Source organism: Pseudomonas sp. GL-B-12 (assembly GCF_019955895.1).
Classification (GTDB): Bacteria; Pseudomonadota; Gammaproteobacteria; order Pseudomonadales; family Pseudomonadaceae; genus Aquipseudomonas.
Map to the genome: position 1 here is coordinate 15,412 of NZ_JAHBCX010000026.1, position 22,125 is coordinate 37,536.

The 22,125-nt window shown below is 56.6% G+C and carries 23 protein-coding genes, 3 pseudogenes and 1 riboswitch; of the genes and pseudogenes, 18 read left to right on the plus strand and 8 right to left on the minus strand.

From position 1 onward, the window contains the following. Positions 1 to 20: 20 nt before the first annotated feature. Positions 21 to 179, minus strand: a pseudogene (locus KGA85_RS15640) (transposase); the annotation flags it as partial. 207 nt (positions 180 to 386) lie between these two features. After that, a complete protein-coding gene (locus KGA85_RS15645; protein ID WP_223459391.1) occupies positions 387 to 734 on the minus strand; it encodes a hypothetical protein in 348 nt (115 codons plus the stop codon). A gap of 184 nt (positions 735 to 918) precedes the next feature. Between KGA85_RS15645 and KGA85_RS15650 the strand changes: the two genes are divergently transcribed. The 3 genes from KGA85_RS15650 to KGA85_RS15660 are packed head-to-tail and all read left to right on the plus strand — an operon-like array spanning position 919 to position 5,081. Beyond that, on the plus strand, positions 919 to 1,827 hold the full coding sequence (locus tag KGA85_RS15650; RefSeq protein WP_223543210.1) for a peptidyl-prolyl cis-trans isomerase: 909 nt from the start codon (positions 919 to 921) through the stop codon (positions 1,825 to 1,827). Further along, entirely contained in the window at positions 1,827 to 2,825 is a 999-nt protein-coding gene (locus KGA85_RS15655) for a HupE/UreJ family protein (protein WP_223459395.1), read from the plus strand. Before KGA85_RS15650 ends, KGA85_RS15655 begins: the two co-directional genes overlap by 1 nt. Before the next feature lie 39 nt (positions 2,826 to 2,864). Further along, a complete protein-coding gene (locus KGA85_RS15660; protein ID WP_223459397.1) occupies positions 2,865 to 5,081 on the plus strand; it encodes a DUF3604 domain-containing protein in 2,217 nt (738 codons plus the stop codon). A gap of 309 nt (positions 5,082 to 5,390) precedes the next feature. Here KGA85_RS15660 and KGA85_RS15665 read toward each other — a convergent pair. After that, a pseudogene (locus KGA85_RS15665) lies at positions 5,391 to 5,793 on the minus strand (MerR family transcriptional regulator). A 76-nt stretch (positions 5,794 to 5,869) separates the two neighbouring features. On the opposite strand from KGA85_RS15665, the gene KGA85_RS15670 reads away from it, so the two are divergent. The 9 genes from KGA85_RS15670 to KGA85_RS15710 all read left to right on the plus strand — a co-directional run bounded on the left by KGA85_RS15670 (position 5,870) and on the right by KGA85_RS15710 (position 13,017). Continuing rightward, positions 5,870 to 5,989 carry a mercuric transporter MerT family protein gene (locus tag KGA85_RS15670; protein WP_223543211.1) on the plus strand — a complete coding sequence of 40 codons (120 nt, stop codon included), beginning with the start codon at positions 5,870 to 5,872 and terminating at the stop codon, positions 5,987 to 5,989. 7 nt (positions 5,990 to 5,996) lie between these two features. Next, complete coding sequence (locus KGA85_RS15675) at positions 5,997 to 6,215, plus strand: GDCCVxC domain-containing (seleno)protein (protein WP_223459398.1); 219 nt, start codon at positions 5,997 to 5,999, stop codon at positions 6,213 to 6,215. Positions 6,216 to 6,956: 741 nt separating this feature from the next. Continuing rightward, positions 6,957 to 7,739, plus strand: coding sequence for a transporter substrate-binding domain-containing protein (locus KGA85_RS15680; protein ID WP_223459400.1), 783 nt, complete (start codon positions 6,957 to 6,959; stop codon positions 7,737 to 7,739). Positions 7,740 to 7,794: 55 nt separating this feature from the next. Next, on the plus strand, positions 7,795 to 8,523 hold the full coding sequence (locus KGA85_RS15685; protein WP_223443181.1) for an ABC transporter permease: 729 nt from the start codon (positions 7,795 to 7,797) through the stop codon (positions 8,521 to 8,523). Beyond that, positions 8,520 to 9,230: an ABC transporter permease gene (locus tag KGA85_RS15690; RefSeq protein ID WP_046031502.1), complete on the plus strand. Its 711-nt coding sequence runs from the start codon at positions 8,520 to 8,522 to the stop codon at positions 9,228 to 9,230. Before KGA85_RS15685 ends, KGA85_RS15690 begins: the two co-directional genes overlap by 4 nt. A 16-nt stretch (positions 9,231 to 9,246) precedes the next feature. Next, positions 9,247 to 10,011, plus strand: coding sequence for an ABC transporter ATP-binding protein (locus KGA85_RS15695; RefSeq protein WP_046048975.1), 765 nt, complete (start codon positions 9,247 to 9,249; stop codon positions 10,009 to 10,011). 174 nt (positions 10,012 to 10,185) lie between these two features. Next, positions 10,186 to 11,130 (plus strand): chromate resistance protein ChrB domain-containing protein, encoded by a 945-nt coding sequence (locus KGA85_RS15700; protein WP_223459402.1) that lies wholly within the window; start codon positions 10,186 to 10,188, stop codon positions 11,128 to 11,130. Continuing rightward, positions 11,123 to 12,481: a chromate efflux transporter gene (gene chrA / locus KGA85_RS15705; RefSeq protein ID WP_223459404.1), complete on the plus strand. Its 1,359-nt coding sequence runs from the start codon at positions 11,123 to 11,125 to the stop codon at positions 12,479 to 12,481. The genes KGA85_RS15700 and chrA overlap by 8 nt, the downstream gene beginning before the upstream one ends. Positions 12,482 to 12,564: 83 nt before the next feature. Next, positions 12,565 to 13,017, plus strand: coding sequence for a chromate resistance protein ChrB domain-containing protein (locus tag KGA85_RS15710; RefSeq protein WP_223459406.1), 453 nt, complete (start codon positions 12,565 to 12,567; stop codon positions 13,015 to 13,017). A 180-nt stretch (positions 13,018 to 13,197) separates the two neighbouring features. Here the strand turns inward: KGA85_RS15710 and arsN2 are convergent, their stop codons facing one another. Beyond that, positions 13,198 to 13,671 carry an arsenic resistance N-acetyltransferase ArsN2 gene (arsN2, locus tag KGA85_RS15715; protein ID WP_223536156.1) on the minus strand — a complete coding sequence of 158 codons (474 nt, stop codon included), beginning with the start codon at positions 13,669 to 13,671 and terminating at the stop codon, positions 13,198 to 13,200. A 145-nt stretch (positions 13,672 to 13,816) separates the two neighbouring features. Here arsN2 and KGA85_RS15720 point away from each other — a divergent pair. Beyond that, positions 13,817 to 14,110: pseudogene (locus tag KGA85_RS15720) on the plus strand (HAD family acid phosphatase); the annotation flags it as partial. 375 nt (positions 14,111 to 14,485) lie between these two features. Here the strand turns inward: KGA85_RS15720 and KGA85_RS15725 are convergent. Further along, positions 14,486 to 14,827, minus strand: coding sequence for a DUF190 domain-containing protein (locus KGA85_RS15725; RefSeq protein WP_223460615.1), 342 nt, complete (start codon positions 14,825 to 14,827; stop codon positions 14,486 to 14,488). A 14-nt stretch (positions 14,828 to 14,841) separates the two neighbouring features. Next, positions 14,842 to 15,222 carry a fluoride efflux transporter CrcB gene (gene crcB, locus KGA85_RS15730; protein WP_095964982.1) on the minus strand — a complete coding sequence of 127 codons (381 nt, stop codon included), beginning with the start codon at positions 15,220 to 15,222 and terminating at the stop codon, positions 14,842 to 14,844. Between the two features lie 142 nt (positions 15,223 to 15,364). After that, positions 15,365 to 15,426, minus strand: a riboswitch (Fluoride riboswitch). A 72-nt stretch (positions 15,427 to 15,498) separates the two neighbouring features. On the opposite strand from crcB, the gene KGA85_RS15735 reads away from it, so the two are divergent. From KGA85_RS15735 to KGA85_RS15750, 4 genes are all read left to right on the plus strand, one after another. Then, positions 15,499 to 15,894 carry a hypothetical protein gene (locus KGA85_RS15735; protein WP_223460617.1) on the plus strand — a complete coding sequence of 132 codons (396 nt, stop codon included), beginning with the start codon at positions 15,499 to 15,501 and terminating at the stop codon, positions 15,892 to 15,894. A 186-nt stretch (positions 15,895 to 16,080) separates the two neighbouring features. After that, complete coding sequence (gene msrA, locus KGA85_RS15740) at positions 16,081 to 16,587, plus strand: peptide-methionine (S)-S-oxide reductase MsrA (protein ID WP_108215682.1); 507 nt, start codon at positions 16,081 to 16,083, stop codon at positions 16,585 to 16,587. A 235-nt stretch (positions 16,588 to 16,822) separates the two neighbouring features. Beyond that, positions 16,823 to 17,641, plus strand: a complete 819-nt coding sequence (dapF, locus tag KGA85_RS15745) for a diaminopimelate epimerase (RefSeq protein WP_223543212.1) — start codon at positions 16,823 to 16,825, stop codon at positions 17,639 to 17,641. 101 nt (positions 17,642 to 17,742) lie between these two features. Next, positions 17,743 to 18,483 carry a Mut7-C ubiquitin/RNAse domain-containing protein gene (locus KGA85_RS15750; RefSeq protein WP_223460621.1) on the plus strand — a complete coding sequence of 247 codons (741 nt, stop codon included), beginning with the start codon at positions 17,743 to 17,745 and terminating at the stop codon, positions 18,481 to 18,483. 334 nt (positions 18,484 to 18,817) lie between these two features. Here KGA85_RS15750 and KGA85_RS15760 read toward each other — a convergent pair whose 3' ends face one another. Then, a complete protein-coding gene (locus tag KGA85_RS15760) occupies positions 18,818 to 19,606 on the minus strand; it encodes an ABC transporter substrate-binding protein (protein ID WP_223460623.1) in 789 nt (262 codons plus the stop codon). Between the two features lie 59 nt (positions 19,607 to 19,665). Next, positions 19,666 to 20,835 carry a M20 aminoacylase family protein gene (locus KGA85_RS15765; RefSeq protein ID WP_223533654.1) on the minus strand — a complete coding sequence of 390 codons (1,170 nt, stop codon included), beginning with the start codon at positions 20,833 to 20,835 and terminating at the stop codon, positions 19,666 to 19,668. Positions 20,836 to 20,931: 96 nt separating this feature from the next. Between KGA85_RS15765 and KGA85_RS15770 the strand changes: the two genes are divergently transcribed. After that, positions 20,932 to 21,921: a LysR substrate-binding domain-containing protein gene (locus KGA85_RS15770; protein ID WP_411741655.1), complete on the plus strand. Its 990-nt coding sequence runs from the start codon at positions 20,932 to 20,934 to the stop codon at positions 21,919 to 21,921. Positions 21,922 to 22,125: the final 204 nt, after the last annotated feature.

Below are 22,125 nucleotides of genomic sequence, written 5' to 3' on the forward strand. Positions count from 1 at the left end.
GCCCGCGCCTCTTCGGCGGGTAAACGCCCCGTCAGCCACATCAACTCGCCGTTGCGCTCGGCCTCGCGTTCTAGCCAGCGGCTGGACTGAATCCGATTGAGATAGCCGTAAATGTAGATCTTCAGCAAGACCGCTGGATGGTAGGCCGGACGCCCCGTTACAGCAGGATCGACACCCTCGGAAAACACTAAACTACGAAACACCCGCTGAACGATTTAGCCAATCTGTTGCATCGACCGGTTGAATCCACAACCAAAAGCAGTCACTGAACTGTTGCCCTGGCTTCGAATCATCAGGAGTACTGCAACCGACAAGGAGTAGATGACCATGCCCCTTAAAACCGCAGGATTTGCCGGCGTCTGAAAACGCATATAGCCAGGCGTTGACTACGTCTGTGAGTTCCTCGTCTGGCTTGTCATTGCTCGAATCAAAAGTACCGTCATGATCCCGTGCAATACGACCACCGGCCACAACAAAACCCCACTCGATTCCCCCGAGATGCCAACGTAGGCGAGATAAAGCGTAACGGCTGCGTTATAGATCAACATCCCGAGCATTGCTGGTCCTGGCCAGCAGGCGATGGCCAATGCGATGAGGGCGATGCCGGCCACGGGGACGATGACGCCCGTCAGTTCAATGCCAAGCAGAAGTTGCCCGATCAGCGACGGGACAAGTATCAGCGCCACACCAGTGGCTGCCTCGATGATCGCGGCGAAAACAAGCAGTCCTTTCATCACATGGGCGCTCCGTCCCGGGCTGTATAGGTGCAAGACTGGACGGCCCTGGGGAAATGGTTAATCCGATTGCTACTAAGCCTTAGTGCTTATCGTGATTAGCCTTGGTGGAAAGTTCCGGTATAGCAGCAATACTCCACTCGGCCGCGAAAACTATTCGCAGTATAGCGTGGGGCAATAAGTCATGAACTTAAGCGTCTGCGAAGCGAAAGAATCTCGACTTTCGTTAATCAAGCGATGCATTCGCCAGCCGTTATTGCACTTTTTAATCGCCGGTTTTGCACTCTTTGTGCTGTACGGAGGTTTACACCGCTCAACCCTTGATCAAGATCTGCAACGCATCGAAATCACCCCCGAAATTGTTCAGCGGATCGCGATTTCCTGGCTGGCGCGATGGCAACGACCCGCATCGGAGCAACAGTTGCAGGGCCTGATTGAGGAATATGTGAAAGAGGAAATCCTCTATCGCGAAGCACTGAAACTTGGCCTGGATAAAGACGACACTATTATTCGCCGCCGACTGGCGCAAAAAATGGATTTTCTTGCCGAGGATGTAGCGTCACTTCGCGAGCCGGCACCCGGTGTACTTGAGGCCTGGTACAACGAGCATCAGGACCAATATGCCCCGCCGCCACTTTTGACCTTCCATCATTTGTTTTTCGCCTTGGACAAACGTGGTGCGGATGCGCAAGCGCAGGCTCAGTCCGCACTCAGTGGGCTGTCTGACAAGAACAGTGGTGAAGGCGATGCCTTTATGTTTAAAAACGCCTACTCAGAACAATCCCGGGATCAGGTGGCGCGGGTCTTTGGTTCAACATTCGCCATTTCATTGTTCAAGCACACGCCTGGTAGCTGGGTGGGGCCTGTGGAGTCGGGTTTTGGCTGGCATCTGGTGTGGATTGATGCGCTGGCCAAATCACCTCCTCCGCCCTTCGAAACCGTGGCCCAGCAGGTCAAGTCCGATTGGATGTCCGAACAACGCAGCACATCGAAACGCGCGAATTTCGATGCACTGAAAGCACGCTATGAGGTCGTGCTGATGATACCTGCTTCCGCTGGTGTGATTGCCGCCACACACACGGAGCGGCCGTGATGCGGTGCACGGTATGGCTACTGTTGGTGCTCTGGTTCGTGGGGCTAACGGCCATCGCCCATGAGTCGCGCCCCGCTTACCTGGAACTCAACGAAACGGCTGCCGGGCGCTATGACGTACTGTGGCGCACGCCGGTGCTTTCAGGCATGCGATTGCCGATTGCGCTCCGGTTTGCCGAAGGTGTGCGTACCGTCGTTGAGCCCGTGGAAAGCGAGCTGAACGACTCACTGATCGAGCGTCGGGTCATTGAAGCCGGTCCCGCAGGACTGGTCGGGCAACGTATTGAATTCATCGGCCTGCAAGCGAGCATCACCGATGTGCTGGTGCGTGTCTCGCGCCTGGACGGCAGCCTGACGACCACCCTCGTCCACCCTGCGCAGCCCTGGATAGAGATCGCTGCCACGCCGGGAGCGTTCTCGGTGGCCGGTGCATTTCTGGCTCATGGCATCCAACACATCCTGGGGGGCTTCGATCACCTGCTGTTCGTCTTCGGTCTCCTGCTGCTGGTGGGTAATGGCTGGATGCTGGTGAAGACCATCACCGCATTCACCCTCGCCCATTCCGTCACTCTGGCACTCGCTACACTGGGTGCGGTGCGGCTGCCCGGCCCTCCTGTGGAAGCGACGATTGCGCTAAGCATCCTGTTGCTGGCAGTGGAAATCGCCCGCAAGAACCGTGACGAAACCAGTTTCACCCTCCAGTGGCCATGGGTGGTGGCGTTCTGTTTTGGCTTGTTGCATGGCTTCGGTTTTGCCGGTGCGCTGGCGCAAATCGGATTGCCGCAGCGCGACCTGCCGCTGGCGCTGTTCACCTTCAATGTCGGCGTCGAGATCGGCCAGTTGATGTTCGTCGCCGTCGTGTTGAGCCTGCGCGCACTGTTGCTGCGTTGTCGACTGCCACGGCCCGCAGTCCTGTATGCCCGACCGATTGCTTCTTACGGGTTGGGTACGCTGGCTGCCTTCTGGTTTTTCCAAAGAGTCTCGAGTTTCTTGTCCTGAGTTGCACCCTGTCATTGCCGTATTCCGGAGACGTGGAATATGAAAACCCCTACACACTTCACCGCGCCAACACTGTTCGGCTACGCCATGTTAACGGTCAGCACGCTGGCATTGGCAGAGGGCAACCCGGATCGCGAGGTTTACTTTGGCCAGACGCACTCGCACAGCTCCTGGTCGATTGATGCCTACCTGATCGGCAATCACCAGGTCGATCCCGAGCAGACGTACCAATACTCACTTGGGATGCCGATCAAGCATCCAATGGGGTTTGAAGTGCAACTCAAGGGTCGCCCGCTGGATTTCCATGGCGTGACCGATCACTCGGAATACGTGGGCGTGATCGCCCTGGCCAACGATCCGAAGTCAGACTTCAGCAAGCTGCCCATCGCGCAAAAGCTGATTGTCAAAACCCCGGAAGATTTCAACCGGGTGTTCAAATGGATCGCCGGCAGCTTGAGCCACCCGATCAAGGAGCTGATTGATCCGAAGGTTGCCGGCAGTATCTGGCAGCAGAACATCGCCATCGCCGACAAGTACTACAAGCCCGGCAAGTTCACCACGTTTGTTGCCTATGAATGGACCTCAGCCCCCAACAATCAAAACATGCACCGCAATGTGTTTTTCCGCGACTCGAAGAAGGTGCCGGACCTGCCTTTCACAGCCCTCGATTCGGACAAACCGGAAGATTTGTGGGGCTGGATGGACGATCAACGCAAAAAAGGCAACGAGGTGCTGGCGATCTCCCACAATGCCAACCTCAGCAACGGCCTGATGTTTCCGGTGGACGTAGATGACCGTGGCCGCCCCATCGATGCCGCCTGGGCCGAGACGCGGATGCGCAATGAATCCCTTACCGAAATTCACCAGGTAAAGGGCACCTCGGAAACCCACCCCGAACTGTCGCCGACAGACGAATTTGCCAATTATGAAGTCATGAGTTTCCTGCTCGGCATCGACAACAGCACGTCGAAAATCAATGGCAGTTACATCAGGCAAGCCTGGCAAAACGGTATGGCTTTGCAGCAAGCCCGTGGATACAACCCTTACAAAATGGGCGTGGTCGCCGCCAGCGACTCGCACAATGGGGTGATTCCTTATTCGCAGAGCGACAACTTCGGCTCCCACGGCTTTACCGACAGCACCCCGGCGGCGCGTCTTTCCGGCAAACAGAACTCGGGCTTGTTGGCCTTGCAAACCAGCACGTCCGGTTTGGCCGGTGTCTGGGCCGAAGAAAACACCCGTGAATCGATCTTCGATGCCATGAAGCGTAAAGAAGTCTATGGCACCAGCGGAGTGCGCATCCCCGTGCGCATGTTTGGTGGCTGGGGTTTCGACAGCAGTTTGTGGAATGAAAAAGACTGGGTGCATGCCGCCTACGCCAAGGGCGTTCCCATGGGCGGCGACTTGCCGGCAAAACAGGGTAAACAGACGCCGTCCTTCGTGGTGTGGGCGGTCAAGGATGTTGACGATGGCAACCTCGACCGAATCCAGATCATCAAGGGCTGGACCAAAAACGGCCAAACCTTCGAGAAGATCTACGACGTCGCCTGGTCCGGTGATCGCCAACTGGACCAGGCCACCGGCAAAATCCCACCGGTGGGCTCCACGGTCGATGTTTCCAAGGCGACTTACACCAATACCATTGGTGCCACCGAGCTGAAAAAAGTCTGGGTCGATCCGGATTTCGATCCGGCCCGGCACGCGTTCTACTACGCTCGCGTGCTACAGATTCCGACCCCGCGCTGGAGCACCTATGACGCGGCCAAGCTGCAAGTACCGCCGCCGGCCGACGTCTCGGCCACCGTCCAGGAACGTGCGTGGACTTCGCCGATCTGGTACACGCCGACAGTTGAGGACAGCAAGCTTGTCGCTGCTGGCAAAACCATCGATCAGCTGAAAACCGAAGGTGCCAAAGCGCTCACTAACGAGCAGTTGCAAGCCTACGTGGTGGGCAAAACCATCAAGGTGCGCAATACCGTCACCGGCCAGACATTCGAGATCGTCTATGGCACCGAAGGCCAACGCCTGGTCACCAGCGTCGATGGCAAGCCGCCTACGCAAGGTGAATACCTGAACATGCTGCATGACGGCCAGTTTGGCGTGCCGGCCAAATATGAAATCAAGGACGGGCATCTAGTGACAACACTCGGCGGCACACCCTTCGAGGCCACAGTATTCGAGCAAAACGGCAAATACATGGCGGCTCGCAGCAACGAGTTCGGCTATGTGAATTATGAGGTTGAGGAGGTCAAGTAGCGCCGAAGCCAGCGCCGATGTTCTGCATACATCGGTACTGGCAGATTGCCACGAACCGATATTGCCGTAGCTCAGAAAGAAAGCTGTTCGCGAATCGGCCCCAATGTACTTATCCAGACATTGATACTTGAATGGGCACTGTTACCGAAAGCAGTCATCGATGGATGTTCGCGTTGGGTCGATTTCCGTCAGTCGCGACAGGCAACAATCGGCTGAAGCAGTCTTTCCTGACCGCTAGCAAGCAACCTTACTATTACATTGTACGGGTTGCTGGCCTGACGCCTATGCAGGGTGCCCTGCAACCCGGCATCACTCCCCGTTCAGCGCATCGATGATAGGGCATGCGACCCCGCCGCCTGCATCGCATTGCCGCACCAGTCCGCCCAGCACCTGCTGCATTGCTGCATTGCTGCAAGGTCGGCCATCTTTTGCTCGATCAGGGCCAGCTTGCGCACGGCCAGTGCCCGAGTCTCGCTACAACTGCAGGCCGCATCCAGTGTCAGCAGTGCGCCCGCCTCATCCGGCGTGAATCCCAGCGCCTGTGCCCGCTTGATAAAGCGCAACCGTTTGACCTGCTCCGGTAACAGCGCCGATAACCGCTGAGCGGCTTTGGCGGCTCATCCAGCAAGCCACGTCGCTGGTAATAGCGAATAGTCTCGATGTTCACCCCGGCAGCTTGCGCCAACTTGCCGATACTCATTCCTGTCGCCATCACACGCCCCTTGATTCTGTACCTAGGTACGGAATGTAAAGTGACTCTAGGTTAGATCGATTCAATGGAGAAGACGATGGTTCAACAAATCGGCAAAGGTTCGCTGGTCGCGGGCGCATTGGCCGCTATGAGTGCGTCGGTGTGTTGTATCGGGCCACTGGCACTGTTGGCGCTTGACGTCACCGTGCACAAGTGAGGCAACCGTGAGTGCCGTCATCCTCGAATCCGTGTTGACCTGCCCACATTGCGGTTTCGCCAAGCAGGAAACCATGCCCACGGACGCCTGCCAGTTCTTCTACGAGTGTGGCAGTTGTAAAACGCTGCTACGCCCGAACCCAGGTGACTGCTGTGTGTTCTGTTCGTTTGGAACGGTGAAGTGCCCGCCGCTCCAGGAGCAGCCCGGATGCTGTGGTACGGCTTAACCTATGTTTATTCGGTTTATTAGACGCCCCTAAAGCGCCTAAAACGGTGGTTATGGGAGGTTAGTGTCATGTGGAATCACTCTCTGATGCTCGTGGTTATCTACCTGACTATCACCCTCAGCATCGGCTGGTTGTGTACCATTGCTCTCCTATATTGGCTTTGATCCAATGGCAGAAGTGCCGCTGCAATCATTCACGAAACTGGACAACAGCTTCACTCCCGCCCACTTCTATCGATCCTTTGTCAATCACCCCACGCTCGCCACACACCAATAGCGGCAATGGACCAAGTCAGTACGATGAGCACCGCAGCAAGCTTATTCACTGGGCGCTTCAAATTTCTAGCCTCCCGCTCAGCCGCTTTGAGCTGACACTCCTGCAGCACTGCTATTGGCATCAGCCGAATGGCAAGCAGAATGCCAAGTGGCAAAATAATCACGTCGTCCACGTATCCAAAAGTCGGCGCCCTTAATCTCACACTTTGTTACCGCATACCCCAGCCGGGTGTAAAAACCTGCTTCGGTAACAGCCTGGCAGGCTGCCTCACCCCCTGCGCTCACCTGCCTGAAAAGCCCGTCCTAGAGCGCTTTACGCGCTTTATCAAACGCCCAATCCGCGAATTGGCCAGGTGATTGCATATGCTTGTCTGTACAAGTATCTGCGTGTGCATAAGACATTTCGCCACGCAGTACACGCGCTCTTGCGGCACAAGCGCTTTCGATGGTCCTTGGGAATAAAACAATGAAAAAAGCATTTCTCACCCTTTCTGCATTGGCTTTGTGCATGGCTGCCGGTTCTGCGCTGGCCAAGGAGTACAAGGAGTTGCGTTTTGGCGTCGACCCCTCTTATGCGCCGTTCGAATCCAAGGCCGCCGATGGCAGCCTGGTGGGCTTCGATATCGACTTGGGCAACGCGATCTGCGCTGAGCTGAAGGTCAAGTGCAAATGGGTCGAAAGTGACTTCGACGGCATGATTCCCGGCCTCAAGGCCAACAAGTTCGACGGCGTGATCTCTTCCATGACCGCCACGCCAGCGCGTGAGAAAGTTATCGATTTCTCAAACGAGCTGTTCTCTGGCCCGACCGCGCTGGTATTCAAGAAAGGCGTGGCCATCGGCACCGATCCGGCCTCCCTCAAGGGCAAGAAAGTCGGCTACGAGCAAGGCACCATCCAGGAAGCCTACGCCAAGGCCGTGCTGGACAAGGCCGGGGTAGAGACCCAGGCCTACGCCAACCAGGACCAGGTGTACGCTGACCTGATCTCCGGACGCCTCGATGCCTCAATCCAGGACATGCTGCAAGCCGAACTGGGCTTCCTGAAGTCGCCACCAGGCGCCGACTTCCAAGTCAGCGAGCCGGTCGAAAGCCCCCTGCTGCCAGCCAAAACCGCCGTAGGTCTGACCAAAGGCAACGCCGAGCTCCAGGCCTTGCTGAACAAAGGTATCCAGGCACTGCACGACAATGGCACCTATGCGGCCGTCCAACAGAAGCACTTTGGCGATCTGAATCTCTACAGCGGCAAATAATGACCCTGCGCCCATTTGCGGATGGGCACTTTTTTGATTGACGTAGGGCTACTCAATGCTAGAAAACCTATTGCAGATTCTTGGGCTGTCAGGCTTTAGCCTTAAGGGTTTCGGCCCGCTGTTGCTGCAAGGCTCCTGGATGACTGTCAAATTATCCTTTCTGTGCTTGCTGGTGAGCGTTGGCCTGGGCCTGATCGGCGCCAGCGCCAAGCTTTCGAAATCGGCACTGCTGCGCGTCCCTGCGCAGGCCTACACCACGCTGATCCGCGGGGTGCCGGACCTGGTGCTGATGCTGTTGATCTTCTACAGCCTGCAAACCTGGCTGACCAGCCTGACCGAAGCACTGGGCTGGGACTATATCGAAATCAACCCCTTTAGCGCCGGGGTCATTACCCTGGGCTTCATCTACGGGGCTTATTTCACCGAAACCTTCCGTGGCGCCATCCTTGCCGTACCGCGAGGGCAGATGGAAGCGGCTACCGCCTACGGCCTGACCCGCGCTCAGCGCTTTCGCTTAGTAGTGTTCCCGCAAATGATGCGTTTTGCCCTGCCGGGCATCGGTAATAACTGGATGGTGATCCTCAAGGCCACCGCGCTGGTGTCGATCATTGGCCTGGCCGATCTGGTCAAGGTAGCCCAGGACGCGGGCAAGAGCTCCTATCAGCTGTTCTTCTTCCTGATTCTGGCCGCCTTGATCTATCTGGTGATAACCACCGTTTCGAACTACGTCTTGCGCCGGATGGAAATCTTCTACGCCGCAGGCACCCGGGAGGCCGTGCGATGATCGAGCTACTGCAGGAATACTGGAAACCTTTCCTGTTCCAGGACGGCAATCACATCACCGGGCTGGCCATGACCCTCTGGCTGCTCAGTGCCTCGATCTTCTTCGGCTTCGTGATGTCGATCCCGCTGTCGATTGCCCGGGTCTCGACCAATGTCTGGGTGCGCTGGCCGGTGCAGTTCTACACCTATCTGTTTCGGGGTACGCCTCTCTATATTCAGCTGCTGATTTGTTACACCGGCATTTACAGCCTGGCTGCGGTGCGTGCTCAGCCAGTACTGGATGCGTTCTTTCGCGATGCGATGAACTGCACCATCCTGGCCTTCGCCCTGAACACTTGCGCCTACACCACGGAGATCTTCGCCGGGGCCATTCGCAGCATGAACCACGGTGAAGTCGAAGCAGCTAAAGCCTACGGCCTGACCGGCTGGAAGCTGTACACCTACGTGATCATGCCGTCCGCCCTGCGTCGCTCGCTGCCTTACTACAGCAACGAAGTGATTCTGATGCTGCACTCGACCACCGTGGCCTTCACCGCGACCATCCCGGACATCCTGAAAGTCGCTCGGGATGCCAACTCGGCGACCTTCCTGACTTTCCAGTCCTTCGGCATCGCCGCGTTGATCTACCTGGCAGTCACTTTCTCTCTGGTCGGCCTGTTCCGCCTGGCTGAACGCCGCTGGCTGTCTTTCCTCGGCCCGGCTCACTAATTCAGGATGCTTGTTCATGTACAAACTGACCGTTGAAAACCTGCACAAAAGTTATGGCAACCATGAAGTCCTCAAGGGCGTTTCGCTGAACGCCAAGACCGGCGATGTGATCAGCCTGATTGGCGCCAGTGGTTCGGGCAAGAGCACCTTTCTGCGTTGCATCAACTTCCTGGAAACGCCCAACGACGGCGCCATGAGCCTGGACAACCAGCCGATTCAAATGGTCCATGACCACCACGGCATGCGCGTGGCCGACGCCAATGAACTGCAACGCATCCGCACTCGCCTGGCGATGGTGTTCCAGCACTTCAACCTGTGGAGCCACATGACCGTGCTCGACAACATCACCATGGCCCCACGCCGGGTGCTGGGCGTCAGCAAGAAGGACGCAGAGGATCGCGCCCGGCGCTACCTGGACAAGGTCGGTTTGCCGGCACGGGTTGCAGATCAATACCCGGCGTTTCTCTCGGGTGGTCAGCAGCAACGGGTCGCCATTGCCCGTGCCCTGAGCATGGAACCGGAGATCATGCTGTTCGACGAGCCGACTTCGGCCCTGGACCCGGAACTGGTGGGAGAAGTGCTCAAGGTGATCCAGGGGCTGGCCGAAGAAGGCCGCACCATGATCATGGTGACCCACGAAATGAGCTTTGCGCGCAAAGTGTCGAACCAGGTGCTGTTCCTGCACCAGGGGCGGGTCGAAGAGCAGGGTGCGCCCGAGGACGTATTGGGCAACCCCAAAAGTGAGCGCCTGCAGCAATTCCTCAGCGGCAACCTGAAGTAACAAGAGCGCCTTCGAGCGACCGCAGGGTCGCTCGAAGGCGCTGGTTCAACCCTCAAAACACCCGCGTTCAACCTGAGCAATCAGTGTTGCCGGCCTGGTTCCGAAGGGCAGCTTTCCAATCGCAAAAATCAAGAGTAATGTACTTATTACTACATAATAAGTAGCTAACTCTACATGAAAAACTGGTTAACTCTGATTCTTGGTTTACCAACCGCTAATGCCACCGAACGCATGCGAGCCTGGCGTGCTCTGAAAGCTGCTGGCGCCGCGGTTCTGCGTGATGGCGCCTATCTGCTGCCTGATACTGGTGTCTGTCGTGAGGCGCTCGCAGCAGTCGAGCGCGACATCCTGGCCATCAATGGCACCGCATTTATCCTGCCTGTCATAGATCCTAACGGTGAGCGTTTTGTCGAGTTGTTCGACCGTAGCGATGACTACAGCAAGCTACACACAGAGATCGAAGAATGTCGTGGGCAACTCAACCCTGAAAACGCTTTGGCCATCACGAAACAGATTCGCAAACTGCGCAAAACCTACGACCAGCTGACCAACATCGATTACTTCCCAGGTAAGCCGAAGCAGCAGATTGACGTAGCCTTGCAGGAGCTTGAGATCGCCGTCAGCAGAGCCCTGTCTTCAGACGAGCCACACAGCCGCAATCAACCCATAACGGCACTCAACCGTAGCGATTATCAGGGGCGTGTTTGGGCAACTCGTAAGCGTCCTTGGGTTGACCGCCTGGCCTGTGCTTGGTTAATCCGCCGCTTCATTGACCCTAACGCTCAAATCCTCTGGCTGGACACGCCACAGGACTGTCCGGCCGATGCCTTGGGCTTCGACTTCGATGACGCCGCTTTCAGCCATGTCGGCAACCGCGTGAGCTTCGAAACTTTGCAAGCCAGCTTTGAGCTTCAAGAGTCCGGCCTGAACCGCATTGCGGCTTTGGTGCATTACCTCGATGTCGGAGGCTTTCAACCGGTGGAGGCTGCCGGCATCGAGCGCGTGCTCGCAGGGCTACGTGAAACCATTAGCCACGACGACCATTTGCTGGCTGCTGCGAGCGCCATCTTCGACGGCCTGCTCGCCGGGTTTGTGAAAGAGGAACAGCCTAATGAATAAGGCTTTGGCATCAATGGTTGAAGAGGATCTGTCGAGGCCGGAAGCGATCAGTTTGCGTGAGGCGTTTTGGTTTTGGCTGAAGCTCGGCTTTATTAGCTTCGGTGGGCCAGCGGGACAAATTTCGATCATGCACCAGGAGTTGGTAGAGCGGCGGCGCTGGATATCCGAGCGCCGATTCCTGCATGCCCTCAACTACTGCATGTTGCTGCCTGGGCCGGAGGCCCAGCAGTTGGCAACCTACATCGGTTGGCTGATGCATAGAACCTGGGGTGGAGTGATTGCGGGGGCACTGTTTGTGCTGCCCTCATTGTTCATCCTGATCGCTCTGTCGTGGATGTATATCGCGTTCGGCGAAGTACCTGTGGTGGCCGGGCTCTTCTATGGGATCAAGCCCGCCGTGACGGCCATTGTGGTGCAGGCGGCCCATAGGATCGGCTCTCGGGCTTTGAAAAATAATTGGTTGTGGGCGATAGCGGCGGCGTCATTCACCGCAATCTTCGCGTTCAATGTTCCGTTCCCGTTGATTGTGCTGGGAGCCGCATTGATCGGTTATGTCGGCGGACGTCTGGCGCCCGAGAAGTTCAGAACCGGTGGCCATAGCGCTACGAAAAAGTCCTTCGGTCCGGCCTTGATTGATGATGACACCCCGTCCCCGGAACATGCCCGGTTCAGTTGGTTAAAACTGGCAATGCTGGCACTGATAGGCACCGGGTTATGGGCATTACCGATGGGAATATTGACGGTTGTCTTTGGTTGGGAAGGCACCTTGACCCAAATGGGCTGGTTCTTTACCAAGGCGGCATTGCTGACCTTTGGTGGAGCCTACGCTGTGCTCCCGTATGTCTACCAAGGCGCGGTCGGTCACTATGGTTGGCTAACCCCAACTCAGATGATCGACGGCTTGGCTCTAGGGGAAACCACACCTGGGCCGCTGATCATGGTGGTGGCCTTCGTGGGTTTTGTCGGAGCCTATGTCTCGCAAGTTTTCGGGGCCGATCAGGTGTTTCTGGCTGGCGCTGTCGCGGCCGCCTTGGTGACCTGGTTTACGTTCCTGCCGTCGTTCCTGTTCATCCTCGCGGGTGGCCCGCTGGTGGAGTCGACCCACAACGAACTCAAATTCACTGCGCCACTCACCGCCATTACGGCCGCAGTGGTTGGAGTGATCCTCAATCTGGCTTGCTTCTTCGGCTATCACGTGCTTTGGCCAAAGGGCTTGGGCGGCAACCTCGACTGGCCTTCAGCGTTGATCGCGATTGCCGCCGCGATTGCCCTGTTTCGCTTCAAGCGGGGCGTCATCCAAGTGTTGATGGGCTGTGCGCTCGTCGGCTTGGCAGTGCATCTGCTGCGCTAGAGAACACCCGTTGATTAGCAATCTCTGGCGGGCATTGGGCTCGCCCGATCACCCAGCCTACTGAGCTAGGCAGGAGGTGTCTTATGAGGTGGGTTACCCGTGAACGACCCAAGATTGACCGTATTGCCTGTCCTTGGCTAATCAGCCGTTTCATAGATCCACAGCCCGAGTTTCTATACGTGCCCAGCGCCGATGTGCTGCGGGTTGCAGCGGAGAAAGACGCTGCACCCTACGATATTCCCGGCGTTGAGCTGACTCATGAGGGCGAATTGTGCAGTTTCGATGCGTTCCTGAAAAAGTACCAACTCAGTGAGCCAGCCTTGCAGTATCTGGCCAAAATCGTGCGTGGCGCTGACACCTCACACCTGGAGATGACCCCACAATCGGCTGGGCTGTACGCGATGTCACTAGGGTTATCACGGTGCTTTGCCGACGACCATGAAATGCTGGCACACGGTCTGATCATGTATGACGCGCTCTACGCCTGGTGCAAGGAATGCCAAGGTGAATCACATAACTGGCCTCCGCAGATGTGAGGAGACCGGCTCACCGAAGCCCAGCCTGGCGCTGGGCTTTCTACATGAGTGACAGTGATCGTCATTCGGCTGATTGTTGCGCCGGTAAATGTCTGCAATGGGTCGATTGCCCCTTATCGACTGGCATCAATCGGCCAGAAACAGAGATTTGCAGCCTTCGACCTAAAGCACATCAATGACTTACTCAGTACAAGGGGGAACGTTAAGAGACTTGCGCAGATAGCTCGCTGATGCAGGGCACAAATGCTTGAATTGAACTGTCTGGGTGATAGCCGTAGGTGCCTCGTCCCTGCCGAGCAGTTCGTACCCATTGACAGTAAAAAAACCAGTAGCACTTTGGGTCAACAGGTGCAATCGGACTGCACCTTGAGAGACAGCATACCGTTCCAGTTCAGACAACACCGCTTTACCCAGCCCCACTCCACGATACGTCTCACAAACGACTATTGAGCGCAGCAACAGATCGGAACCAGTACCCTCGAGCCCTCCATAAGCAACCCATTTCCCATCCACTTCAAACCGGTAAAACTGTCGATCTGGTTCGCTGACATCACTGTCGGGCAGTCCTGCCTGACTCAATGACTTACGGAGATGATTCAAATCACTCGGCCCTACTTTTCTTATCTCCATTGCCCGCCCTTTTTTCTGGCTCACTGACGTCCAATGCTAGCAGGCTCAAAAGCGGCCACGCAGATGCATCCCTGAAACTGGTGGTTACTCAATTCGCTCCGCCCTTGTTACAAGCAAAGGCAGGAATTACGCCTGATTAATCTAGAAATACGACACCAGCATTGAGCTCAACAAGGAGCCGCGTCAATCAGAGATCGCCAAGGATTACGATGTGGTGGTGATGCTTGGTGACAACCTCAACGACTTTAAGCGCAAGTACTACGTCGCTGACGTTAAACAACGCAATAGCCTTATGACCGAAGACAAAGAGCAGTTCGGCCGCAAGTTTATTATCTTTCCGAACCCTACTGATGGCCACTGGCTCAAAGCAATTTTTGGCGACTCAGAACCACCGGCCACGCCAGAAAACCGTGTTAAATTCAAGGCGGCGGCTAGCTCAACAGCCTGGCAACTTAAGCAATAATCGGGCTGGGTCTGACAGCAGGCTTGAGGAGGCGGTAACCATCATGGCGTCCCCCCCTTAACCAGCCAGGCCAAGATGGGTTTTCTCACTTTTTCTTAGTCGCAGTCGGCCCAAATACCCCGATAGAACGCGACACGTTTTCAGCATCGTAAACGTGTCGCGACATCTGCCATGCCGACATTGGAGATCTGAATCACTCTCGGAGTTGTAGGCACCTTCGAGCATTGAAATGAGGCTCACCAAGAAGCGAATGCCCCAGTTTCACTCATATGACGAAGTCAGACGGGCAGCTATGGGTCGGTTTCAGCCGGTCGTGGCAGGCAGAAATCGGCCAAAAGCAGGCATCTCCTTGCGGCAATCCCACATGCTCACATTTCAACCTACGCGATCGGCTGGATCAGCCCGCATGCCAACGGCTCCAAATTCAATTGGGGCTTTTATGTAGAACAAGGAAATTTCCTCGGCCGCAAGGCGCTCAAACAAGCGAGTGAACTCTTCTTCAGTAATTGCCAGACGGATCTCGGTTGGCTGATCAGCCAGCTCAAAAAAATGCGAGGAATGCAGTTTTCCCGAATGTCCGAAGCCTTCAATACCGGTTGCCAGAGTGGCTCCACGCAGCCCCATTTCTTTGGCCAGATCGACAAGCCAGTCACCGAGCATTTTTCCATGATGACGGCGGTTCTGTTGGGTAAAGAAAATCACCAGAAACCCTTTCATGACTGATCACCTCTTTAGCGTGTGCCAAATTGAAACGAGAGAAGTCCTGCGGCAGTCATCGCCAGTGAGCCAGCGACGTGGAGCGATATGGCACCAATCGCCCAAAACAATCTGCCCTCCTGAATCAAGGTGACAGTTTCAGCTGAGAACGTAGAGAAGGTTGTCAGCCCCCCACAGAAGCCGGTGATGATCAGTAGTCGCCATTCGGGGCTCAGCGATGGCGTTGCGGCTAGGAAGGCAATCGCCAAACCGATGATGTATCCCCCAACCATGTTGGCAATCAGGGTGCCCGGCGGAACAGTTGGGAACAGGGCATTGAGTTTGATACCCAGCAACCAGCGTAACCAGGCCCCAAGTGATGCGCCGATAGCGATAACGAGCAATGACTTCAGCATAGCTGCGCGTCTCCTATCGGCATGAATAGGCGAGAAATCTCTGACAACTGGATGAACAGATGGGGGATGAACGGAGAGATTGAAATCACGATCCTGTCCTAAGTAGGAGGACAGGGCGACACACCTACGCGCCCAGTCCAGGGTTCACGTAGGCATCATCAGCACGAAGGCGGTTAAAGGAGGAATGCCATCTCCTTCAGCCATCCTATATCAGCCCCGCTAAAGGTTTCAAGGTAATACCAAGCTTGAATTGAAGCACTTAGGGCGGGGTCCGTTATGGGTCGGTGGCTGCGTTCGCGACAGGCAACAATCGGCCAAAAGCAGTCGTTTGGGGTACGGAAAATAATTCTGCCCCATTCGTCTGTGAGTCGCTACGAAGGCAAACCATTTCTAAAGCTATTGGATTTCTACGTTTTAAAATCCATCGGCAGGATTGAGCCAGAGCAATTGAACGCCTTGGCTCAACTGGAGCCCAAACTACGCGAGACCTATGCCACCCAAGGAACGTGGTTTGAAATAGTCGCCGAGCAGATGGATCTTCCAGATGAGCTTCCCAGCCATATCAACGCCGCGTGGGATTCCTATTCCAAACACATGCAGCAGAAGGGATTGACTGCCGACCCAATGGAGTTCACCTACCGATTTGTAGATACCAACCTGATCGCTAATTAAGACGTCCGCTTTTGGGCTGGCCTCGATCATCCGACCGGCCGCTTCGGGCCGATTCGTGCCCGTCACGACAGGCATCAATCGGCCAACTACAGTCTTTCCCGTTCTGTTTGCGCGAAACCTTGGAATTGGCCAACACGCCCTCATAACAATGGCTATACCCAACTCCTCCGAGAGGAACGACAGACCATGACCAGACAAACCGAAACTGCCATTCTCGCCGGAGGTTGCTTCTGGGGCATGCAGGATCTGCTGCGGCGCTATCCCGGTGTGCTGCACACGCGGGTCGGGTACACCGGCGGCGATGTGCCGAATGCCACCTACCGCAACCATGGCAACCACGCCGAAGCCATCGAGATCGTCTTCGACCCTGCCGTGATCAGCTACCGGCAGATCCTTGAGTTCTTCTTCCAGATACACGACCCCAGCACGCCCAACCGTCAGGGTAATGACCTGGGCCCCAGCTACCGTTCGGCGATCTACTACCTCAGCGAACAGCAACGCGACATCGCCGAGGACACCGCTGCCGATGTCGATGCTTCACACCTGTGGCCAGGCCGGGTTGTCACCGAAATCGAACCGGCGGGACCTTTTTGGGAAGCGGAACCGGAGCACCAGGATTACCTCGAGCGTATACCGAATGGCTACACATGCCACTTCATCCGCCCGAACTGGAAGCTCCCCAAGCGCGCCTGAGAGTCGTGCTTGTGAAGCGCAGAGGTGACCACTTCTGGCCGGTTTCAGCCGGTCGTGGAAGGCAGTAATCGGCCAAAAACGGACTGTCTGTACCTGAAGATTGACTGCGCAACGCAATTGTCTGCCAGGCACCTCCCCCTCTTGAGCTTCCACACAGCTTGCAAAAACCATGTGAATGGGGATAGATCGACTTCAAACATCAACTCATTCCATTTCTCATTGCCAGGGTCAATTTATGCCGCTGAGGTTTCATAAAATGCACGCCAATGGCGATGACTTCGTTATCGTGGACTCGCGTAACTCGTTCAATCCAATGACAGACCGCATGGCTCGGCGAATGGGTGACCGGAACCGAGGAGTCGGGTTCAATCAACTCGCGGTGGTGCTCGATGACGATGATGCAGATGCGCGCTTGATGTTTTGGAATGCAGATGGCTCCACACTGGACGTTTGTGGCAGCGCAACGCGGGGTGCCGCGGATATGTTGATGCGTGAATCAAATACTGCGTCGATAACGCTGCGAACCAACCGTGGCCTGCTCACTTGCGAACGGACCTCAACCGGCGCAATTTCCGTCGACATGGGAGTACCACTTTTCGACTGGTCGGTTATTCCTCTGGCTGTGGAAATGAATACTGTTGATTTACCACTTGCGGGTAGCCCAACAGCTTGCAGCATGGGAAATCCGCACTGCACCTATTTTGTGGATGATCTTGCAGCTGTGGATATAGCGACAATCGGGCCGACCATTGAAACCAACCCCCTTTTCCCCCTCAGGACGAACGTGCATTTCGTCCAGATCATTGACCCAAAGCACATTCGTTTGCGCATTTGGGAGCGCTGGGGAGCGATTCCGCTTGGTTCAGGTTCCTGTTCTTGTGGCGCTGCTGTAAACGGCATTCGTCGCGGCTTGTTAGACAATTGCGTTGAGGTTGAATGTGATGGCGGAACTGTAACGGTTCAATGGGATGGAGTGGGACCTGTCGTCCTGACCGGTCCGGTAGAGACTACTTTTTCGGGAATGATTTCGGGCGCACTGTTACAGGCTTTGTAGTGGCTAATTCGTGATAAGCAGGTAAGTCGATCACTCCCAAGCGAGATGGGTGATGTCCGGACCAGACTCGCACATCCCGCAGCCCTGCCATACTGTTCAACATGACCAGTGCAACTTTCCGCTTCTTTGATGAGCTCAACGATTTCCTGCCGGCCGAACGGCGGCGGCAAACCTTCACCTGCGAGTGCGCGCGAGGGGCGACGGTCAAGCACATGATCGAGGCGCTCGGGGTACCGCACACCGAGGTCGAGCTGGTGCTGCTCAACGGCGAGTCGGTGGGCCTGGAGCGGGTGATCCTCGACAGTGACCGGCTGGCGGTGTATCCCAAGTTCGAAGCGCTGGATATCAGCCCGCTGCTCAAGGTTCGTGCGCAACCTTTACGGGTGCTGCGCTTCGTCGCTGATGCGCACCTTGGCGGGCTGGCCAGCCTGCTGCGCATGAGCGGCTTCGACACCCTCTACGACAATGGCTTCGAGGATGGCGAGATCGCCGAGATCGCTGCGCAGCAAGGACGTATCGTGCTGACCCGCGACCGCGAACTGCTCAAGCGGCGGATCATCAGCCACGGCTGTTACGTGCATGCCCTGAAACCTTCGCTGCAGCTGCGCGAACTGTACGAGCGCCTCGACCTGGCGCGTAGCGCGCGGCCATTCAGCCTGTGCCTTCATTGCAACCTGCCGCTGCACGAGATCAGCCCGGAACTGGCACGGCTGCAGGTGCCGCCACGCATTGGCGCCCTCTATTCGCACTTCCTGCGCTGCGACGCCTGCCAACAGGTTTACTGGGAGGGTTCGCACTGGCGCGGCATGTGTGCATTGCTGGCACCTCTGCTGAACCGATAGCCGCGCGCATCGTACCGGCTGCGTTGCCATGGATAACCGGCTTTTGCATCAGGTAGATAACGGCCAGAAGTGGTCGGTCGATTGCTCTGCTGGCGCTAGTATTCGAAATTATCCTTCACGCCTGGAAAATCGAAATGTAACTACTTGAGGCTCCCGGCCAGGACGGCGATCAGCAATGAACAAAACGCCAGTTTGATGGTAGCCAGGGTACCCAGCAGAATCTGCGGGCCAAAACCTTCCAGAAGCATCTCACTCTCCTTGTTCTTGTCAGGGTGAGGTGAAGGGGGCAATAGAGCGCTCGAACGAGCGCCCTGCTCAAGCTAACGACGACGCGTTACTGGGCGCCGTAGACGTCAAAATCGAAGTACTTGTCGTTGATCCGCGCGTAAGTACCGTTGGCGAGAATGGTTGCCAGGGCTTTGTTCAAGTCTTCGCGCAACGCGACATCGTCCTTGCGCAGACCAAGGCCATCACCGACACCGAAGAAACCAGGGTCATCCAGAGTGGCACCGGCAAATTCATAGTCCTTACCCACCGCTGTTTTCAAGAAGCCGTAACTGGCTTGAATGGAACCCTGCAACGAAGCATCAAGTCGCCCCACGACCAGGTCGGCGTACACCTGATCCTGATTCTGATAGGAAAGAACGTCCACGCCTTTGGAACCCCAAACCGCTTTGGCATAGGACTCCTGTGTCGAGCCCTGCTCCACACCAATGCGTTTGCCCTTGAGCGATTCGAGGGTCGGCTGTAATCCCGATCCACGTTTGACCACTAACCGTGCCGGTGCATTGGACACCTTGTCGGTAAACGCAATCTGCTCCAGGCGTTTGGGTGTGATGGTCATCGAAGACGCCACCGCATCGAACTTGCGCGCCAGCAGTCCCGGGATCATCCCGTCCCAACTGCTTTCCACCCAGACGCATCGGGCTTTCAGTTCGGCGCACAACGCCTCGGCGATGTCGACCCCGAAGCCGGTCAGCGTGCCATCCTGGTTCTTGTATTCCAGCGGTGGATACGTCGGGTCCACCCCCAGCTTCAACACTTTGCCAGACCAGTCGGCCGCCCCCGCCAGGCTCGAGGCCGTCAGGAACACCAGGGAAACGGCTGCAATCATCTTGTTCATTTTTATTCCTCTTCAGGCCGCAGATTTTTTACCGGCACAACGGGCGAAAATGCGCCGTCTCAACACAGAAAACGTTCGACCAACTTGACCCAATAGCTCGCGCCCACCGGCAGGCAGCCGTCATTAAAGTCGTAGCCGGGGTTGTGCAGCAGGCACCCGCCTTCTCCCTCGCCATTGCCGATCACCAGATAGCTGCCGGGGCATTTTTCCAGGACAAAAGCAAAGTCCTCGCTGGCCGTGAACGGTCGCAAGTCATCGATCAGGTGCTCCTCTCCCAGCCAGTCGCGGGCGACTTCATGGGCAAATGCTGTCTGTTCGGGATCGTTGATCAACACCGGATGGCAATGCTGGTAATCGATGTGGACCCGGGCGCCAAAACTCTCGGCCTGGCCCTTGACCAATTCAGTGATTCTGACCTCCAGCAAGTGGCGAATCTCGGGGGTCAGGGCGCGTACGCTCAGGCTCAGGTCGGCGCTGAACGGGATGACATTCGAGGCGCTCCCGGCATGCAGGGAGCCCACCGTGATAATCGCCATCTCCTGCGGGTTAACGTTGCGCGAGACGATGCTTTGCAGGGCCATCACGATCGAGGCACCGACCACCACCGGGTCGACGGCTTTGTGCGGCACCGCGCCATGGCCACCGTTGCCGATGATTTTGATGTTCACCGTGTCGGCAGACGCCATGAACGGTCCGCTGTAAAAACCCAAATGCCCGACGGGATAACCCGGCACGTTATGCATGGCGAAGATCGCGTCACACGGAAACCGTTCGAGCAGCCCTTCCTCGAGCATTTTCCTGGCACCGCCCAGCCCTTCTTCCGCCGGTTGGAAAATCAGGTGCACGGTGCCGTTGAATGCCCGTGTCCGGGCCAGATGCTGACCGGCTGCCAGCAGGACTGCTGTATGACCGTCGTGACCGCAGGCATGCATGACACCGTCGAGCCGGCTGGCATAGGGCAAACCGGAGGTTTCCTGTATCGGCAACGCATCCATGTCAGCGCGCAAGCCAATGGACCGACCCTCGCCATTTTTCAGGGTGGCAACGACCCCGGTCTTGCCCACCCCAGTACTGACCTCAAAGCCCCACTGAGTCAAACACGCTGCAACCAGCTCACTGGTGGCGAATTCTTCAAAACCCAGTTCAGGGTGCGCGTGAATGCTGTGACGTATCGCGATCATTTCATCTTGCATCGCGGCAATACCAGGCAGGACCAGGCCGGCATTCATGGGTGTTCTCCTTCGACAGGGGCTGTGCAGCAGCGAAAGCGCTGTTGAGGTCGATCTTAGGGAACGGACGCAGGGCTGGGGAGACGCAGTTTGGTTATGATGACAACCATGAGTTGTCACCAGGGTGAGCAGATGAAACTGCATCAATTACAGGCGCTGATTGCCAGCGCCGAAACCGGCAGTATCCGCGCGGCCGCTCGCTCGCTGGAGATTTCCCAGGCCGCTGTGACCAAAGCGCTGCGCGAGTTAGAAACCAGCCAACAGCTACCGCTGTTTACCCGAACCGCAAGCGGTCTGAACTTCACCGAATACGGCAAAGTGCTGCTGACTCACGCCCGGCTGGTGATCAAGCAACTGGAGCACGCACAGACCGAGCTTGATCACATGCGTGGCAAGGCTCAAGGCCGGCTCTGCGTCGGGATCACCCCATGGGTCGCCCTGACCTTCCTGCCCGAAGTCGTGTTGGCTTTTCGCGAACGTATGCCACAAATCAAGCTGGAACTGTTCGAAAGCCTGATGGCCGTTGCCCAACCGCTGCTGCGCGACGGCAGCATGGACTTCGCGATTGGCCAACTCCACCCCACACAATCGACCCAGGAATTCGCCTGCGAAACCTTGCTCGATTACCAGACCTCGGTGCTGGTCCGCGAGGGTCACGCCCGACAGCATGCGCGATCGATCCATGAGTTACTGGAAGAAAACTGGACTCTGAACTACGCGCCGGACGGGCACGATGGGCTGATGCAGGAACTGTTCTGGAAACACGGCGCGCAGATTGATGAGAATCGAATCGTGCGTGCTCATTCGCTGGCCATTTTGCAGATGATGGTCGAGCGGGCCGACATGTGCACCTGGGGGCCGTCCATCGTGAGCACAGCCCCGCCATTTCTGGGGCGAGTGGTATCCCTGGGGCTGACCGAGCAGTTCGAGCCCCGACAGCTGAGCATCGTGACGCGCCGCAATGGCGCACTGAGCAATCCGGCGGTCTGCTTCACCGAATGCCTGTTGCAGGTCATTCGGCGCCATGCGCGCTCGGCCAAAAAGGAAGACCGCGCGCTGTTTGAAACCTTACGGCTGCGGCTGTGAGGTGACCCTACGGCTTTATGTCTGATACCTCAGGACGTCTTTGGCTCGAATCTGGCCGTAGGTACCGGCGCCAAGCGTTCACTTCTGACTGATTTCTGCACGTGGCCAGAGGCGGCTCTCGGCCAGGAGCAGTCATTGAGTAGTGTCAACGAAACATGCGGCGATTCAACGAAAGCGTTGTTCTAGAGCCTTTGTTTCATTTTG

Coding starts and splice junctions, on each gene's coding strand:
- KGA85_RS15685 (WP_223443181.1), top strand. CDS start 7,795: ATGCTAGAAAACCTATTGCAGATTCTTGGGCTGTCAGGCTTTAGCCTT.
- KGA85_RS15690 (WP_046031502.1), top strand. CDS start 8,520: ATGATCGAGCTACTGCAGGAATACTGGAAACCTTTCCTGTTCCAGGAC.
- dapF (WP_223543212.1), top strand. CDS start 16,823: ATGCCGCTGAGGTTTCATAAAATGCACGCCAATGGCGATGACTTCGTT.
- KGA85_RS15760 (WP_223460623.1), bottom strand. CDS start 19,606: ATGAACAAGATGATTGCAGCCGTTTCCCTGGTGTTCCTGACGGCCTCG.
- KGA85_RS15670 (WP_223543211.1), top strand. CDS start 5,870: ATGGTTCAACAAATCGGCAAAGGTTCGCTGGTCGCGGGCGCATTGGCC.
- chrA (WP_223459404.1), top strand. CDS start 11,123: ATGAATAAGGCTTTGGCATCAATGGTTGAAGAGGATCTGTCGAGGCCG.
- KGA85_RS15695 (WP_046048975.1), top strand. CDS start 9,247: ATGTACAAACTGACCGTTGAAAACCTGCACAAAAGTTATGGCAACCAT.
- KGA85_RS15680 (WP_223459400.1), top strand. CDS start 6,957: ATGAAAAAAGCATTTCTCACCCTTTCTGCATTGGCTTTGTGCATGGCT.
- KGA85_RS15735 (WP_223460617.1), top strand. CDS start 15,499: ATGGGTCGGTGGCTGCGTTCGCGACAGGCAACAATCGGCCAAAAGCAG.
- KGA85_RS15770 (WP_411741655.1), top strand. CDS start 20,932: ATGATGACAACCATGAGTTGTCACCAGGGTGAGCAGATGAAACTGCAT.
- KGA85_RS15725 (WP_223460615.1), bottom strand. CDS start 14,827: ATGAAAGGGTTTCTGGTGATTTTCTTTACCCAACAGAACCGCCGTCAT.
- KGA85_RS15645 (WP_223459391.1), bottom strand. CDS start 734: ATGAAAGGACTGCTTGTTTTCGCCGCGATCATCGAGGCAGCCACTGGT.
- KGA85_RS15700 (WP_223459402.1), top strand. CDS start 10,186: ATGAAAAACTGGTTAACTCTGATTCTTGGTTTACCAACCGCTAATGCC.
- KGA85_RS15650 (WP_223543210.1), top strand. CDS start 919: ATGAACTTAAGCGTCTGCGAAGCGAAAGAATCTCGACTTTCGTTAATC.
- msrA (WP_108215682.1), top strand. CDS start 16,081: ATGACCAGACAAACCGAAACTGCCATTCTCGCCGGAGGTTGCTTCTGG.
- KGA85_RS15765 (WP_223533654.1), bottom strand. CDS start 20,835: ATGAATGCCGGCCTGGTCCTGCCTGGTATTGCCGCGATGCAAGATGAA.
- KGA85_RS15750 (WP_223460621.1), top strand. CDS start 17,743: ATGACCAGTGCAACTTTCCGCTTCTTTGATGAGCTCAACGATTTCCTG.
- KGA85_RS15660 (WP_223459397.1), top strand. CDS start 2,865: ATGAAAACCCCTACACACTTCACCGCGCCAACACTGTTCGGCTACGCC.
- crcB (WP_095964982.1), bottom strand. CDS start 15,222: ATGCTGAAGTCATTGCTCGTTATCGCTATCGGCGCATCACTTGGGGCC.
- KGA85_RS15710 (WP_223459406.1), top strand. CDS start 12,565: ATGAGGTGGGTTACCCGTGAACGACCCAAGATTGACCGTATTGCCTGT.
- KGA85_RS15655 (WP_223459395.1), top strand. CDS start 1,827: ATGCGGTGCACGGTATGGCTACTGTTGGTGCTCTGGTTCGTGGGGCTA.